Origin of the sequence: Mycobacterium sp. E2989 (assembly GCF_001667595.1) — a bacterium.
Classification (GTDB): Bacteria; Actinomycetota; Actinomycetes; order Mycobacteriales; family Mycobacteriaceae; genus Mycobacterium.
The window spans coordinates 1-15,219 of the sequence record NZ_LZJX01000001.1; the positions used below are offsets into that span (position 1 = coordinate 1).

Sequence of the window (15,219 nt, forward strand, 5' to 3'; positions counted from 1 at the left end):
GCGTGCAGGCGGGCAAGTCCGACCGGCTGACCGGCGGCGCGTGGCTGCAGGTGCGCCTGCCCGAGGCCCCGCCGCCGCCTCCCAATGTGACCGTCAACGCCCCGCCGGTGATCGTGCCCGTGCCCGTTCCGATACCGGTGCCGCCCTACCAAGGTGGCAGCCAGCAGGGCGGTGGCCAGCCCGCGCCGAGCGGCCACCCACCGATCCAGTGCCTCGCCTGTCACCCGCCGCAGCCGGTTCACCCGCAGCCGATCCACCCGCAACCGCCGCAGCATCCCTGAGATCGGGCGAGGCCGGACAATCGGTCCGGTCTCGCCTAGGTGCGCGAGCGCAGCGCGCGGTGGGCGTGAGGCCAGAACGGCATGCCCACCGCGACGGTCGCGCCGGCGGCGATGAGGCCCACCGCGACGTCGACGCTTTCGCGCCCATCGCTTGCCCAGTAGACGTCCTTGAGGTCCAAAAGCAGGGCCAGCTCGTCGACGATCATGGCGTTCGCGGCGCCGTACGCGAGGGCCGCCGCGGGATGCCGCCGCTGCCTGTCGGTGCCCCGCAGCCCCAGGCCGCCCACCGTCGCCAGCAACCCGATGCCGATGTTGTAGTGGTGAAAGTGCTTGCCGCCCATCGACATACCGCCCCCCGACGGGCCATGCCCGGCGCGGATCCAGTGCGTGAGGCCCCGTAGCCCGGCGAAGGTGAGGGTGAACGACGTCCAGGCCAACACCGTGGCCTGCTCACCGGGTTGCAGCCGCTCGTTCCATTGGTGGCGCAGGCGCTCCCACCGAGACCCCGGTGCGTCGTCGGCGACGTCCATAACAACCGACGCTAGACCCATAGCATCGATTGCGTGGAGTCCCGTTGGGTGCTGCACCTGGACATGGATGCGTTCTTCGCCTCGGTCGAACAACTCACCCGGCCGACCCTGCGGGGACGGCCGGTGCTGGTCGGCGGCCTGGGCGGGCGGGGCGTGGTGGCCGGCGCCAGCTACGAGGCCCGCGTGTTCGGCGCCCGCTCGGCCATGCCGATGCACCAGGCCCGCCGCATGGTGGGCGTGACCGCGGTGGTGTTGCCGCCGCGCGGCGTGGTGTACGGGGTGGCCAGCCGGCGCGTCTTCGACGCCGTCCGTAGCGTGGTGCCCGTCGTCGAGCAGCTGTCCTTCGACGAGGGTTTCGGCGAACCGCCCCATCTCGCGGGCGCCTCCGCCGAGGACGTCGAGGCGTTCTGCGAAGGCCTGCGGCGACGGGTGCGCGACGAGACCGGCCTGATCGCCTCGGTCGGCGCCGGCTCGGGCAAGCAGATCGCCAAGATCGCGTCCGGGCTGGCTAAGCCCGACGGCATTCGGGTGGTCGGCCGCGCCGAGGAGCGGGCGCTGCTGGGCGGTTTGCCGGTGCGGCGGCTGTGGGGCATCGGCCCGGTCGCCGAGGAGAAGCTCAATCGGCTGGGCATCGAAACCATCGGCCAGCTGGCCGCGCTGACCGACGCCGAGGCCGCGAACATCCTGGGCGCGACGATCGGGCCGGCGCTGCACCGGCTGGCCCGCGGCATCGACGACCGCCCCGTGGCCGAGCGCGCCGAGGCCAAGCAGATCAGCTCCGAGTCCACGTTTGCCGTCGACCTGACCAGCCTGGAGCAGCTTCGGGAGGCGATCGACCCGATCGCCGAGCACGCGCATCAGCGGCTGCTCCGCGACGGCCGCGGCGCCCGCACCGTCACGGTGAAGCTGAAGAAGTCCGACATGAGCATCCTGACCCGCTCGGCCACGCTGCCGTACGCGACGACCGAGCCCGGCGCGCTGGTCGCGGTGGCCCGGCGGCTGCTGCTCGACCCCCGCGAGATCGGGCCCATTCGCCTTCTGGGCGTTGGCTTTTCGGGGTTGAGCGACGTGCGCCAGGAGTCGCTGTTCCCGGACCTGGACCTGGCGGGGGAGGCCTCCGAGGGCCACTCCGCGGAAACGGTGGCGACGGCGACCGAGGCGATGTTCGCGCCGGCACCCGACGATTCCGGCTGGCGGGTGGGCGACGACGTCGCGCACCCCGACCTCGGGCACGGCTGGGTGCAGGGCGCGGGCCACGGCGTCGTCACGGCGCGCTTCGAGACCCGCAGCACGGGCCCTGGCCCGGCCCGCACGTTCCCGGCCGACACCGCCGAGCTGGTCAAGGCCAACCCGGTCGATTCCCTGGACTGGCCGGATTACCTGGGGAAGCTGCAGGTTGACGAGGCCTCAGCCCCACCGGGCGACGACGTCGCCGACCGGTAGCCCCGCCGCCAGCGCGGCCATCATCAGCACCCGGGCCTGGGGCGGTCGCAGCCGGGGCACCATCACCGCGCCGGCGGCCGCCATGGCGTGCCCGGGCCCGTAGCTCGCGCCGACCCGGCCGCCCGGGACGCGGGTGGACACCGCGACGGCCACCCCGGCGCGGCAATGGCGGGCCACCGCGTCGACCACCGCGTCGCCCGCGTTGCCCGAACCCAGCGCCTCGAGCACCACGCCCCGCGCCCCGGCGGCCACGCACGCGTCCAGGGCCACACCATCGCTGCCCAGATAGGCGGCGACGATGTCGACCCGCGGGGCCGCCGCGGCGCTCAGCGCGCCGAGCTGGGGCCGCGTCTTCGTGCCGGCCAGCGTCACTCCGCCGTTCACGGTGCCGATCAGCTCACCGGCGAAGCCGCTCAGGTCGTTGGTCGCCACCTTGGTCAGCCCCAGCGGCTGCAGCACCCGGCCGGCGAAGCACAGCAGGACGCCCAGGCCGCGGGCGCCGGGGCTGCCCGCGACGGCGAGGGCGGCGCGCAGGTTGGCCGGCCCGTCGGCGTCGGGGGCGTCGGCGCTGCGCATGGCGCCGGTGAGGACCACGGGGACGTCACCGTCATGGGTGAGCTCGAGCCAGAGCGCGCTCTCCTCCATGGTGTCGGTGCCATGGGTGACCACCACGCCGTCGGCGCCGCCGTCGACGGCCGACCGCACGGCCCCGCGGATCCGGTCCCAGTCGGCGGGCACCAGCTGGGAGCTGTCCACCGCCAGCACGTCGACGACGTCCACGTCGAGACCGGCCGCCAGATCGGCCGCGCCGTACGACGGCCGGTGCACGCCGTCCGCGCCGGTGTGAGTCGATATCGTGCCTCCGGTGGCGATGACGGTGAGCCGGCCCATGGTGGAATCATCGCGCACGCCGACCGCGAACACCGGCCGGCCCGCGTGCCCATTGGGGGATGATGTGAGAGTGCCCGAGGAACCTGAGCCCGTGACGTCGACCGAGCAGGCCGAGGACGCCCCGACCACCGAGCCGGAGCGCCCGGCGCGGCGGCTGCGGCTGCTGCTGTCGGTCGCGGCGATCGTGTTGGCCCTGGACATCGTGACCAAGGTGCTCGCCGTCAAGCTGCTGCCGCCCGGTCAGCCGGTGCCCATCATCGGCGACACGGTGACCTGGACGCTGGTGCGCAATTCCGGGGCGGCGTTCTCGATGGCGACCGGCTACACCTGGGTGCTGACCCTGATTGCGACCGGCGTGGTGGTCGGCATCTTCTGGATGGGGCGCCGGCTGGTGTCGCCCTGGTGGGCGGTCGGGCTCGGGATGATCCTCGGCGGCGCCATGGGCAACCTGGTCGACCGCTTCTTCCGCGCGCCCGGGCCGCTGCGCGGCCATGTCGTCGACTTCCTGTCGGTCGGCTGGTGGCCGGTGTTCAACGTCGCCGACCCCTCGGTGGTGGGCGGCGCGATCCTTCTGGTGGTGCTGTCGATCTTCGGCTACGACTTCGACACCGTGGGCAGGCGAAGGGCCGGCCAGCGTTGACGGATCGCTCGATGCCGGTCCCCGAAGGGCTGGCGGGCATGCGCGTGGACGCGGGAGTGGCCCGCCTCCTCGGGCTGTCCCGCAGCGCCGCCGCGGCCCTGGCCGAGGACGGCGGCGTGGAGCTGGACGGCGTGCAGGCGGGCAAGTCCGACCGGCTGACCGGCGGCGCGTGGCTGCAGGTGCGCCTGCCCGAGGCCCCGCCGCCGGTGGAGAACACGCCCGTCGACATCGAGGGCATGACGATCCTGTATTCCGACGACGACATCGTCGCGGTCGACAAGCCCGCCGCGGTGGCCGCGCACGCGTCGGTGGGCTGGACCGGGCCGACGGTGCTCGGCGGGCTGGCCGCCGCCGGTTACCGCATCACCACGTCCGGCGTGCCCGAGCGGCAGGGCATCGTGCATCGCCTCGACGTCGGCACCTCCGGGGTGATGGTGGTGGCGCTGTCCGAGCGGGCGTACACGGTCCTCAAGCGCGCGTTCAAGCAGCGCACGGTCGACAAGCGCTATCACGCTCTGGTGCAAGGACATCCGGATCCGTCCAGCGGGACTATCGACGCGCCGATCGGGCGGCACCGCGGCGGCGAATGGAAGTTCGCGGTGACGACCGACGGCCGGCACAGCCTGACCCATTACGACACGATCGAGGCGTTCGTCGCGGCGAGCCTGTTGGACGTGCACCTGGAAACCGGCCGCACGCACCAGATCCGGGTGCACTTCTCGGCGCTGCATCACCCGTGTTGCGGCGACCTGGTCTACGGGGCCGATCCGAAACTGGCGAAAAGACTTGGGCTCCAAAGGCAATGGCTGCACGCACGCTCGCTGTCGTTCGCCCACCCGGCCGATGGCCGGCGGATGGAGATCGTCAGCCCCTACCCGCCCGACCTGCAGCACGCGCTGGACGTGCTGCGCGGTGAGGGCTGATCATTCTGATGGTCGCCGACCCGTCCCCCAAGCTTCGCTGAGGGGTGCCCCCAGCGCCAGGGCTTCGCCGCGCTTGCGATCACTCGGCCGGCTTGCGCGCCTCGACGAGCAGGCGCACCGAGTGCGCGACGAAGGGCCCGTCGGCCTGGATGCGCTCGTGCAGTTCGCGCAGCCGCTCGCGGTGGGCGTCGACCGTGAAGTCCGGCACCGTCCAAATCACCTTGCGCAGGAAGTAGATAACGGCTCCGACGTCGAAGAACTCGGCGCGCATCCGCTCCATGCGCATGTCGACCACCTGCATCCCGGCGGCCTCGGCCTCGGCGCGCTGGACGTCGGGGTGCAACTCGGCCCACTTCTGCGGCTGCGGCCCGATGAAGTGTTCGACGAGCTCGGCCATCGTGGCGGGGCCGATCTGCTGGGCGAAGTAGGTCCCGCCCGGCCGCAGTACCCGGGCGATCTCGAGCCATCGCACCTCGATGGGGTGCCGGCTGGTCACCAGGTCGAAAGCCGAATCGGCGAACGGGAGCCGCGGCTCGTCGCCGGTGAGCACGACCACCACGCCGCGGGGATGCAGGCGCTGGGTGGCCAGGGCGGCGTTGGGTGGCCAGGATTCCGTCGCCGCCATTGCGGGCGGAAAGCGCTCGGCCCCCGCGAGCACCTCGCCGCCGCCGGTGTCGAGGTCGCACGCGGCGGAGGCGCTCGCCAGGCGCCGGCTCATCTGGCGCTGGTAACCCCACGACGGGCGTTCCTCGGTGGCCCGCCCGTCCAGCCAGGAGAAATCCCAACCGTCGACCGGCGCTGAGTCGGCCTCCGCCACCAAGTCGTCGAAGGTGCGGGTCATGTCGACATTGTCGGACAGCGCTCAGGCCCGATGCGCACCGGCCTCAGCCGGCGGATTGGCCGCCCGCGTAATCGCGGGGGGTGGCGCCGAACCGGGTCCGGAACTCGCTGATGAAGTGCGACACGCTGACGTACCCGACCCGGTGGGCGATGTCGGCCACGGCCAGCCGCCGGTCCAGCACAAGTTCGCGCGCGCGGTTCAGTCGCACGTCCTTCACGTACTGATACGGCGAGGACCCCGTCACCTCGCGGAACGCTCTGGTGAACGCGGACGAGCTGAGGCCCACCTGCGCGGCCAGGGTCGCGACCGTTATCGGCTCGGCCCAATGGGTGTCGATGTACGTCAGCGCCGCGCCGATCGGGTTGCCGGCCGCCTGCTGGGTGGCGAAGAGCAGCATGCGCGCGAATTGCTCCCGCTGCAACACCCGGTACACCAACTCGCGAAGGTACAGGGGCGCCAGCACCCGCCGGTCGACGCCGGTCGACAGCGCCCGCAGGAATCGCAAAACCGAACTCATGACTTCGTCGTCGAGCGCGGAGACGACGCACGTTTCGCCGAGCTGCCGAACGGACGCCGCCTGAGCGCGCTGCCGGCCCGGCATCTGCTCGGTGATGTCGCGAACGGCGGCCGGGTCCACCTCCAGCACCATGCACAGGCAGGGCGTGCTCGGCGACGCTTCGAGCACCTCGCTCTGGAATTGCAGATCGCCGTTGATCACCAGGTAACTGAACTGGTCGTAGACGTGCCGCCGGCCTTTCTCGATGACGGCCTTGCGGCCTTGCGCCACGAGCCCGATCGACAGTCCGCGGATCTCCTGCCACTCGGGTTCGGTGGGCTCGGTGAAACGGTAGATCGTCAGGCCCGGCCACAGCCCGACGTTGGCGCCGGGATGCGGTGCGTGGGCGGTCAATTCGGCGACGAGATCACCGGAGGTGAGATGGTGCTCGATGCGTTCGGTGGCGGTCAGTTCGCACCCCCTCGGCATCCGCACATCGCGGGCGCCGCGAATCGCTCCGCAAACAAAAGGTATCGGACGTCCGGCGCCCCCGCTGGTTAAGTGCTGCCGGGCCTTGATCGGAACGGGCAAACATCGAGCAGGAATCTTGTACCGCGCCGGCCGATGATCCGGTTGGCTTGTAGTCATCCCGTCGGGAGGGACAATGGCCGGCGCTCCGGCGCGGACGTCAGGAGAAATCATGTCAATGCGGGCAGCACGCATGCACGGATACAACCAACCGCTGGAGATCGACGAAGTTCCGATTCCCGACGTCGGTCGCGGCCAGGTCCTGATCAAGGTCGCGGCGACGGGCATGTGCCGCAGCGACTATCAGCTGTTGGATGGCTACTTCCGGGACGGTCTCCCGGTGGAATTCCCGTTCATCCCCGGGCACGAAGTGGCGGGCACCATCGCCGACATCGGTGCCGACGTGCCCGACTCCGCCGGGATCTCCGAAGGCGATCTCGTTGTGGTCGACCCGAACTGGGGGGACGGCACCTGCCGGCAGTGCCACGAAGGGAACCAGCAACTGTGCGCCGACGGACAGCTGGTCGGCTTCGGGCCGAACGGCGGCTTCGCCGAGTACATGGTCGCTCCGTTCGACCACGTCATCTCGGTATCAGATCAGGATTCCCAACCCGAGTACCTGGCCCCGCTGACCGACGCGGGCCTCACGCCGTACCGCGGGATGAAGAAGCTGCGCGACGCGGGCAAGCTCGGCGCCGGCCGTACGGTCGTGGTCAACGGCATCGGCGGTCTCGGCAGCTACGCGGTGCAATACGCCCGACTGCTCGGTGGCGGCGCGACCGTGTTCGGATTCGCCCGCAGCGACGAAAAGCTGCGGGTCGCAAGGGAACACGGCGCCCACCACACCGTGAACGTCCGGGACAAGACCGTCGAGGACGTGCAGAACGAGATCGAGGACGTGACCGGCCGCCGCACCGTCGACGCGGTGCTGGACTGCGCCGGCTCCACGGAGTCGCTGGGATTGGCGGCCGCGATCCTTGAGACCGAGGGGGCGCTGTCGCAGGTCGGCCTCATGGGTCAGCGAGTGGAGCTGCCACTGTTTCCGTTCGTGAGCGGCGAGAAGTCGTACTTCGGCTCGTTCTGGGGCAACTACAACGACCTGCGCGAGGTGCTCGCGCTTGCCGGCCAGGGACTGATCAAGCATCGCGTCGTCCCGGTCAAACTCGACGACATCAACGACAACCTGGAGGCGTTGGGGCGAGGAGACATCGTCGGCCGGGCGGTCGTCGTGTTCGACTGATCCGACGGCTCCACGGAAATCACGGCGTGCGGCAGACGAACTTGGTGCCGTTCATGTCGAGCCTGACCTCGCCCTGGTGTTCCCAGTACTGGAAACCCTGCCGGCCGTACCGGGCGCCGCTGCCTGACGGTTCGAGGAAGAGGATCTGCTGGTTGCCCTTCCAGTTGAGCACCGCCGCGGGCGGGTCGGTCTCGTTGTAGAACTGCGCGGTCAGCGGACCCGCGTCGGCGGGGCACTGGTAGGTTACCACGGGCGGGCTCAGGGTGCCCGGGTCGGCGATGGCCAACTGCACCAGCCGCGTCTGGTAGGCCTCGACCAGGCAGGTGCGCATCTCGGGGTTCTGTGCGCAACCGTCGCGGGCGGTCGCCCAGCCGTTCTGCGCGGCCGTCAGCGCCCCCTGGTCGGCGCCGGGCCGGGTCAACGCCTGCTGATACGCCGCCTGCAGGCGGTGGTCGAGGTCGGTCAGTTGCGGGTCGGCGCACACCGACTGCTGGGCCGCGTTGCCCGGGTGCGCGCAGTCCAGCGCCGCCGCGGTCGGGGGAGTGCTGGCCGTGCTCGCCGGGGTGGTGCTGGCCGGCGGCGGATCCGTCTTCGCGCCGCAGGCGCCCAGCACCAGTGCCGCGATGACGGCGGCGAGCAGTCGCATACGTGCTGACTACCCGCTGCGGGCCGCCCACCGGTGTGCGACACGCCGCGAGACGGTCAGACGGTGGCCCTGTTGGCCTCGCCCGACGCGATCTCGGGCGCCAGCGGTGCGATCGCGCCAATGATCGCGGTTACCGTTCCGGCGTCGACCCCGGCCGCGGCCAGCGCGTCGGACAGGTGCCCGGCCACCAGGTTGAAGTGGTGCATCGTGATCCCGCGCCCCTGATGCACCTGCTTCATCGGCGCGCCGGTGTAGGGCTCGGGCCCGCCGAGGGCGGCGGCGAAGAACTCCACCTGTTTGCCCTTGAGGCGGCTCATGTTCGTCCCGCTGAAGAAGCCCGCGAGCTGGTCGTCGGCGAGAACTCGAACGTAGAAGTCCTCGACCACGACTTCGATCGCCTCGTGCCCGCCGATCCGGTCGTAGACGGTGACCGACGGGGTGCGGAAGCGTGCCAGAATTTTCATAAGTTGGATTGGAACATCTCGGCGTTGCCCCGCAGTTAGTTGGCAATCACCCACGGATGTCTTTGCGTAACAAGCGGATTGCCCGCTTTTGACGCCCGCGCCGACCGAGGCGTGAGGCGGGCGGGCGCTTTACATGCCGGAAATCCGCACCGGGTCGCGTCGATGATGTCCTAGGTTGGGTTAATGACTCACGTCACATCAATCACACAGCCCCACCAGGCGGTCGTGGTCATCGGGCAGTCCAGCTGCCATTGGGGGGCCGACACCATCAGGAGCGAAAGCCGATGAATCTTGGTGACTTAACGAGCTTGGTCGAAAAGCCGCTCGCGAACTTGGTCGAGAAGCCGATCGCGGCGATGTCGCACATCGTCAACACCCCGAACTCGGCGGGGCGCTATCGACCGTTTTATCTGAGGAATCTGCTCGACGCGGTGCAGGGCCGCACGCTCGACGAGGCCGTCGGCGGCAAGATCGTCCTGATCACGGGGGGATCGTCGGGCATCGGCGAGGCCGCCGCGAAGAAGATCGCCGAAGCGGGCGGCGAGGTGGTGCTGGTGGCCCGCACCCGGGAAAACCTGGAGAAGGTGGCCGACGAGATCCGCGACGGCGGCGGCACCGCCCACGTCTACCCGTGCGACCTGTCCGACATGGACGCGATCGCCGCGATGGCCGACCAGGTGCTCGGCGACCTCGGGCGCGTCGACGTCCTGATCAACAACGCCGGGCGGTCCATCCGGCGCTCGCTGGAGCTGTCCTACGACCGCATCCACGACTATCAGCGGACGATGCAGCTGAACTACCTGGGCGCGGTCCAGCTCATCCTGAAGTTCATCCCCGGGATGCGGGAGCGCGGCTTCGGGCACATCATCAACGTCTCCTCGGTGGGTGTGCAGACCCGCGCGCCGCGCTTCGGTGCCTACATCGCCAGCAAGTCCGCCCTGGACAGCCTGTGTGATTCCCTGCAGGCCGAAACCGTCAACGACGGCGTGAAGTTCACCACCGTGCACATGGCGCTGGTGCGCACCCCGATGATCAGCCCGACCACGCTCTACGACAAGTTCCCGGCGCTGACGCCGGATCAGGCGGCCGGGGTGATCGCGGACGCGATCGTGCACCGGCCCCGGCGGGCCAGCTCGCCGTTCGGCCAGTTCGCCGCCGTCGCGGACGCGGTGAACCCGGCGGTGATGGACCGGGTGCGCAACCGCGCGTTTGCCATGTTCGGCGACTCCCATGCCGCCAAGGGTGACGAATCGTCAAGCGATTCACCGGAATTCGACAAGCGCAGCGAGACGTTTGTGCGGGCGACGCGCGGGATACATTGGTGACATCATGAGCCTTCCGAAACCCGACATCCAGACCACCGTCGTCATCACCGGCGCATCCTCGGGCATCGGCGCCGAGCTGGCCCGTGGGCTGGCCCGCCGCGGCTTTCCGCTGCTGCTGGTGGCGCGACGCCGGGAACGTCTCGACGAACTCGCCAACGAGGTGGGCCAGGAGTACTCGGTGGCGGTCGAGGTGCAGCCGCTGGACCTCGGCGATGCCAAGGGCCGCAACAAATTGGCGGACCGGCTGCGCGCCGAGCCGATCGCCGGCCTGTGTAACAGCGCCGGTTTCGGCACCAGCGGGGTCTTCCACGAGCTGCCGCTCGAGCGCGAAAGCGAAGAGGTGACGCTCAACGCGCTGACGCTGATGGAGCTCACCCACGCGGCCCTGCCCGGCATGGTCGAACGCGGCGCCGGCGCGGTGATGAACATCGCCTCGATCGCCGGTTTTCAGCCGGTGCCCTACATGGCGGTCTACTCGGCCACCAAGGCCTTCGTGCAGACGTTCTCCGAGGCCATCCACGAGGAGCTGCACGGGACCGGGGTGTCGGTGACGTGCCTGTGCCCCGGCCCGGTGCCGACCGAGTGGGCCGAGATCGCCAACGCCGAGCGGTTCAGCATCCCGATCGCGCAGGTCTCGCCGCACGACGTCGCCGAGGCCGCGATCGGCGGGATGCTGGCCGGCCGGCGCAGCGTGGTGCCCGGGGTGGTGCCCAAGGTGGTCAGCACCGGCGGCAGGTTCGTCCCGCGCAGCCTGCTGCTGCCGGGGATTCGGATCGGTAACCGCTTCCGCGGGGGGCCCAACCGCTGATTCACCGAGGGGTCGGGCACCTCCCGCTTGCGAGCGTCACGCCAGCGTGGCATTGAGCGCCGAGCGTCACGCCAGCGTGGCGGTCGAGGGCGTTAGGCTCCGCTCATGGCCGCTGTTGACCTGACCGCCGACGTACCGATGAGCCCGCAGGAGATGTGGGACCGCGTCGCCGACCTCTCCGACCTGGGCGATTGGCTGGTGCTGCACGAGGCGTGGCGCAGCGAGCTGCCCGAGGAGCTCGGCGAGGGCGTCCAAGTCGTCGGCGTGGCCCGCGCCAAGGGCTTCCGCAATCGGGTGACGTGGACGGTGACCAGCTGGGACCCGCCGCATCAGGTCGCGTTGTCGGGGTCGGGCAAGGGCGGCGCCAAGTACGCCGTCACGCTCACCGTGCGGGGCGGTCAGGAGGGATCGACGCTGGGACTGCGCCTCGAGCTGGGCGGGCGGGCGTTGTTCGGGCCGGTCGGCTCGGCGGCGGCGCGGGCCGTCAAGGGGGACGTGCAGAAGTCGCTGAAGAACTTCGTCGAGCTATACGGCTAGCGCGGCGGGCCGTCGCGAATCAAACCCAGACACACTTCGCGACACGCCCGAAACCCGTCGGTCCGCAGTCTTAGACTGGCGTCCCTATGAACCACTCCTCCTTCGTGCACCTGCATAACCACACCGAGTACTCGATGCTGGACGGTGCCGCGAAGATCACGCCGATGCTGGCCGAGGTGGAGCGGCTGGGAATGCCCGCGGTCGGGATGACCGACCACGGAAACATGTTCGGCGCCAGCGAGTTCTACAACGCGGCGACCAAGGCCGGGATCAAGCCGATCATCGGGGTCGAGGCCTACATCGCACCCGCTTCTCGCTTCGACACCCGGCGCATCCTGTGGGGCGACCCCAGCCAAAAGTCCGACGACGTCTCCGGCAGCGGCTCCTACACGCACCTGACGATGGTCGCCGAGAACGCCACCGGCCTGCGCAACCTGTTCAAGCTGTCGTCGCTGGCGTCGTTCGAGGGCCAGCTCGGCAAGTGGTCGCGGATGGACGCCGAGATCATCGCCGAACACGCCGAGGGCATCATCGCCACCACCGGCTGCCCGTCGGGCGAGGTGCAGACCCGCCTGCGGCTGGGACAGGACCGCGAGGCGCTGGAGTCGGCCGCCAAGTGGCGCGAGATCTTCGGCGCCGACAACTACTTCCTCGAGCTGATGGACCACGGGCTGTCCATCGAGCAGCGCGTGCGCGAGGGGCTGCTCGAGATCGGCCGCAAGCTGGACATCCGCCCCCTGGCGACCAACGACTGCCACTACGTCACCCGCGACGCCGCCCACAACCACGAGGCGCTGTTGTGCGTGCAGACCGGCAAGACCCTGTCGGATCCCAACCGGTTCAAGTTCGACGGCGACGGCTACTACCTGAAGTCGGCCGCCGAGATGCGCCAGCTCTGGGACGACCAGATTCCCGGCGCCTGCGACTCGACGCTGCTGATCGCCGAGCGGGTGCAGCCCTACGACGACGTGTGGGCGCCGCGCGACCGGATGCCGGTCTTCCCGGTGCCCGAGGGCCACGACCAGGCGTCCTGGCTGCACCACGAGGTGATGGCCGGGCTGCGGCGGCGGTTTCCGTCCGGCGTCGGCCAGGACTACATCGACCGCGCCGAATACGAGATCAAGGTCATCTGCGACAAGGGCTTCCCGTCGTACTTCCTCATCGTCGCCGACCTGATCAACTACGCCCGGTCGGTCGACATCCGGGTGGGCCCCGGGCGCGGTTCGGCGGCCGGCTCGCTGGTCGCCTACGCGCTGGGCATCACCAACATCGACCCGATTCCGCACGGGCTGCTGTTCGAGCGGTTCCTCAACCCCGAACGCCCGTCGGCACCCGACATCGACATCGACTTCGACGACCGTCGCCGCGGTGAGATGGTGCGCTACGCGGCCGACAAGTGGGGTCAGGACCGGGTGGCGCAGGTCATCACCTTCGGCACCATCAAAACCAAAGCCGCGCTGAAGGATTCGGCGCGCATCCACTACGGCCAGCCCGGCTTCGCCATCGCCGACCGGATCACCAAGGCGTTGCCGCCGCCGATCATGGCCAAGGACATCCCGCTGTCCGGCATCACCGATCCGAACCACGAGCGGTACAAGGAGGCCGCCGAGGTGCGCGGCCTGATCGAAACCGATCCCGACGTCCGCACCATCTACCAGACCGCGCGCGGCCTGGAGGGCCTGATCCGCAACGCCGGCGTGCACGCCTGCGCGGTGATCATGAGCAGCGAGCCGCTCACCGAGGCCATCCCGCTGTGGAAGCGGCCGCAGGACGGGGCCATCATCACCGGCTGGGACTACCCGTCGTGTGAGGCCATCGGCCTGCTGAAGATGGACTTCCTGGGCCTGCGCAACCTGACGATCATCGGCGACGCGCTGGAAAACATCAAGGCCAACAGGGGAATCGACCTCGACCTGGAATCGGTGCCGCTGGACGACAAGCCGACGTACGAGCTGCTGGGCCGCGGCGACACGCTCGGGGTGTTCCAGCTCGACGGCGGGCCGATGCGCGACCTGCTGCGCCGCATGCAGCCCACCGAGTTCAACGACATCGTCGCCGTGCTGGCGCTGTACCGTCCGGGTCCGATGGGCATGAACGCCCACAACGACTACGCCGACCGCAAGAACAACCGGCAGGCGATCAAGCCGATCCACCCGGAGCTCGAGGAGCCGCTGCGCGAAATCCTCTCGGAGACTTACGGTCTGATCGTCTACCAAGAGCAGATCATGTTCATCGCCCAGAAGGTGGCCTCCTACACGATGGGCAAGGCCGACGCGCTGCGCAAGGCGATGGGCAAGAAGAAGCTCGAGGTGCTCGAGGCCGAGTACAAGGGCTTCTACGAGGGCATGACCGCCAACGGCTTCTCCGAAAAAGCGGTGAAAGCGTTGTGGGACACCATCCTTCCGTTCGCCGGGTACGCATTCAACAAGTCGCACGCCGCCGGCTACGGCCTGGTGTCCTACTGGACCGCCTACCTGAAGGCCAACTATCCGGCCGAATACATGGCCGGTCTGCTGACGTCGGTGGGCGACGACAAGGACAAGGCCGCGGTCTACCTGGCCGACTGCCGCAAGCTCGGCATCACCGTGTTGCCGCCGGACGTCAACGAGTCCCTGGTGAACTTCGCGTCGGTCGGCCAGGACATTCGCTTCGGCCTGGGCGCGGTGCGCAACGTCGGGGCCAACGTCGTGGGCTCGTTGATCAAGACCCGCAACGAGAAAGGCAAGTTCACCGATTTCTCGGATTACCTGAACAAGATCGACATCGCGGCCTGCAACAAGAAGGTCACCGAGTCGCTGATCAAGGCGGGCGCGTTCGACTCACTGAGTCACGCCCGCAAGGGTCTGTTCCTGGTGCACACCGACGCCGTCGACTCGGTGCTGGGCACCAAGAAGGCCGAGGCGATAGGGCAATTCGACCTGTTCGGCGGCGACGGCTGCGGCACCGAGGATTCCGTGTTCACCATCAAGGTGCCCGAGGACGAGTGGGAGGACAAACATAAGCTGGCCTTGGAGCGCGAGATGCTCGGCCTGTACGTGTCGGGGCATCCGCTCAACGGGGTGGCGCACCTGCTGGCCGCCCAGGTGGACACCCAGATTCCGGCCATCCTGGACGGCGATGTCCCCAACGAGACGCAGGTGCGGGTGGGCGGCATCCTGGCGTCGGTCAACCGCCGGGTGAACAAGAACGGAATGCCCTGGGCGTCAGCGCAATTGGAAGACCTCACCGGCGGCATCGAGGTGATGTTCTTCCCCCACGCGTATTCCGCCTACGGCGCCGACATCGCCGACGACGCGGTGGTGCTGATCAACGCGAAGGTCGCCATCCGTGACGACCGCATCAGCCTGATCGCCAACGAGCTTGTGGTGCCGGACTTTTCCAACGCCCAGCCGAACCGGCCGATCGCGGTCAGCCTGCCCACCCGGCAGTGCACCATCGACAAGGTCAGCGCGCTCAAGCAGGTGCTGGCGCGCCACCCCGGCACCGCCCAGGTGCACCTGCGGCTCATCAGCGGGGACCGGATCACCACCCTGGAGCTGGACGCCTCGCTGCGGGTGACGCCCTCACCCGCGCTGATGGGCGACCTCAAGGAGCTGCTCGGCCCCGGCTGCCTCGGCAGCTAGTGC

General features: G+C 69.5%; 14 protein-coding genes and 1 pseudogene. 9 read left to right on the forward strand and 6 right to left on the reverse strand.

Annotated features, from left to right (window positions below):
• Window positions 1–98 (forward strand): annotated as a pseudogene (locus tag A5680_RS26505) (RNA pseudouridine synthase); the annotation flags it as partial.
• Window positions 99–316: 218 nt separating this feature from the next.
• Here the strand turns inward: A5680_RS26505 and A5680_RS00010 are convergent.
• Window positions 317–811 (reverse strand): hypothetical protein, encoded by a 495-nt coding sequence (locus A5680_RS00010; RefSeq protein ID WP_067814808.1) that lies wholly within the window; start codon window positions 809–811, stop codon window positions 317–319.
• Window positions 812–859: 48 nt separating this feature from the next.
• On the opposite strand from A5680_RS00010, the gene A5680_RS00015 reads away from it, so the two are divergent.
• Window positions 860–2,254 (forward strand): DNA polymerase IV, encoded by a 1,395-nt coding sequence (locus A5680_RS00015; RefSeq protein WP_197499706.1) that lies wholly within the window; start codon window positions 860–862, stop codon window positions 2,252–2,254.
• On the opposite strand, the gene A5680_RS00020 is transcribed toward A5680_RS00015, so the two are convergent.
• Window positions 2,219–3,145: an asparaginase gene (locus A5680_RS00020; protein WP_067815052.1), complete on the reverse strand. Its 927-nt coding sequence runs from the start codon at window positions 3,143–3,145 to the stop codon at window positions 2,219–2,221. The genes A5680_RS00015 and A5680_RS00020 overlap by 36 nt on opposite strands.
• A gap of 70 nt (window positions 3,146–3,215) precedes the next feature.
• On the opposite strand from A5680_RS00020, the gene lspA reads away from it, so the two are divergent.
• Together lspA and A5680_RS00030 are read left to right on the forward strand one after the other, a co-directional pair.
• The gene (gene lspA, locus A5680_RS00025) at window positions 3,216–3,785 is read left to right on the forward strand and encodes a signal peptidase II (RefSeq protein WP_156674964.1); all 570 of its coding nucleotides are present in this window, start codon (window positions 3,216–3,218) and stop codon (window positions 3,783–3,785) included.
• On the forward strand, window positions 3,782–4,708 hold the full coding sequence (locus tag A5680_RS00030; protein WP_067814816.1) for an RluA family pseudouridine synthase: 927 nt from the start codon (window positions 3,782–3,784) through the stop codon (window positions 4,706–4,708). The genes lspA and A5680_RS00030 overlap by 4 nt, the downstream gene beginning before the upstream one ends.
• A 79-nt stretch (window positions 4,709–4,787) precedes the next feature.
• Here A5680_RS00030 and A5680_RS00035 read toward each other — a convergent pair whose 3' ends face one another.
• Window positions 4,788–5,549, reverse strand: a complete 762-nt coding sequence (locus A5680_RS00035) for a class I SAM-dependent methyltransferase (RefSeq protein WP_067814818.1) — start codon at window positions 5,547–5,549, stop codon at window positions 4,788–4,790.
• A 43-nt stretch (window positions 5,550–5,592) separates the two neighbouring features.
• A complete protein-coding gene (locus A5680_RS00040) occupies window positions 5,593–6,534 on the reverse strand; it encodes an AraC family transcriptional regulator (RefSeq protein WP_067814820.1) in 942 nt (313 codons plus the stop codon).
• A 211-nt stretch (window positions 6,535–6,745) separates the two neighbouring features.
• On the opposite strand from A5680_RS00040, the gene A5680_RS00045 reads away from it, so the two are divergent.
• Window positions 6,746–7,813: an NAD(P)-dependent alcohol dehydrogenase gene (locus tag A5680_RS00045; protein WP_082970222.1), complete on the forward strand. Its 1,068-nt coding sequence runs from the start codon at window positions 6,746–6,748 to the stop codon at window positions 7,811–7,813.
• A 19-nt stretch (window positions 7,814–7,832) separates the two neighbouring features.
• On the opposite strand, the gene A5680_RS00050 is transcribed toward A5680_RS00045, so the two are convergent.
• Together A5680_RS00050 and A5680_RS00055 are read right to left on the reverse strand one after the other, a co-directional pair.
• On the reverse strand, window positions 7,833–8,459 hold the full coding sequence (locus A5680_RS00050) for a lysozyme inhibitor LprI family protein (RefSeq protein ID WP_067814832.1): 627 nt from the start codon (window positions 8,457–8,459) through the stop codon (window positions 7,833–7,835).
• Window positions 8,460–8,515: 56 nt separating this feature from the next.
• The gene (locus tag A5680_RS00055; protein WP_067814836.1) at window positions 8,516–8,923 is read right to left on the reverse strand and encodes a group 1 truncated hemoglobin; all 408 of its coding nucleotides are present in this window, start codon (window positions 8,921–8,923) and stop codon (window positions 8,516–8,518) included.
• 284 nt (window positions 8,924–9,207) lie between these two features.
• Here A5680_RS00055 and A5680_RS00060 point away from each other — a divergent pair, with 284 nt between their 5' ends.
• From A5680_RS00060 to dnaE, 4 genes are all read left to right on the forward strand, one after another.
• Window positions 9,208–10,248, forward strand: a complete 1,041-nt coding sequence (locus tag A5680_RS00060) for an SDR family NAD(P)-dependent oxidoreductase (protein ID WP_067814838.1) — start codon at window positions 9,208–9,210, stop codon at window positions 10,246–10,248.
• Window positions 10,249–10,252: 4 nt separating this feature from the next.
• A complete protein-coding gene (locus A5680_RS00065; protein ID WP_055404078.1) occupies window positions 10,253–11,056 on the forward strand; it encodes an SDR family oxidoreductase in 804 nt (267 codons plus the stop codon).
• Between the two features lie 105 nt (window positions 11,057–11,161).
• Window positions 11,162–11,593: an SRPBCC family protein gene (locus A5680_RS00070; RefSeq protein ID WP_067814841.1), complete on the forward strand. Its 432-nt coding sequence runs from the start codon at window positions 11,162–11,164 to the stop codon at window positions 11,591–11,593.
• Window positions 11,594–11,679: 86 nt separating this feature from the next.
• A complete protein-coding gene (gene dnaE / locus A5680_RS00075) occupies window positions 11,680–15,216 on the forward strand; it encodes a DNA polymerase III subunit alpha (protein WP_067814845.1) in 3,537 nt (1,178 codons plus the stop codon).
• Window positions 15,217–15,219 lie beyond the last annotated feature (3 nt).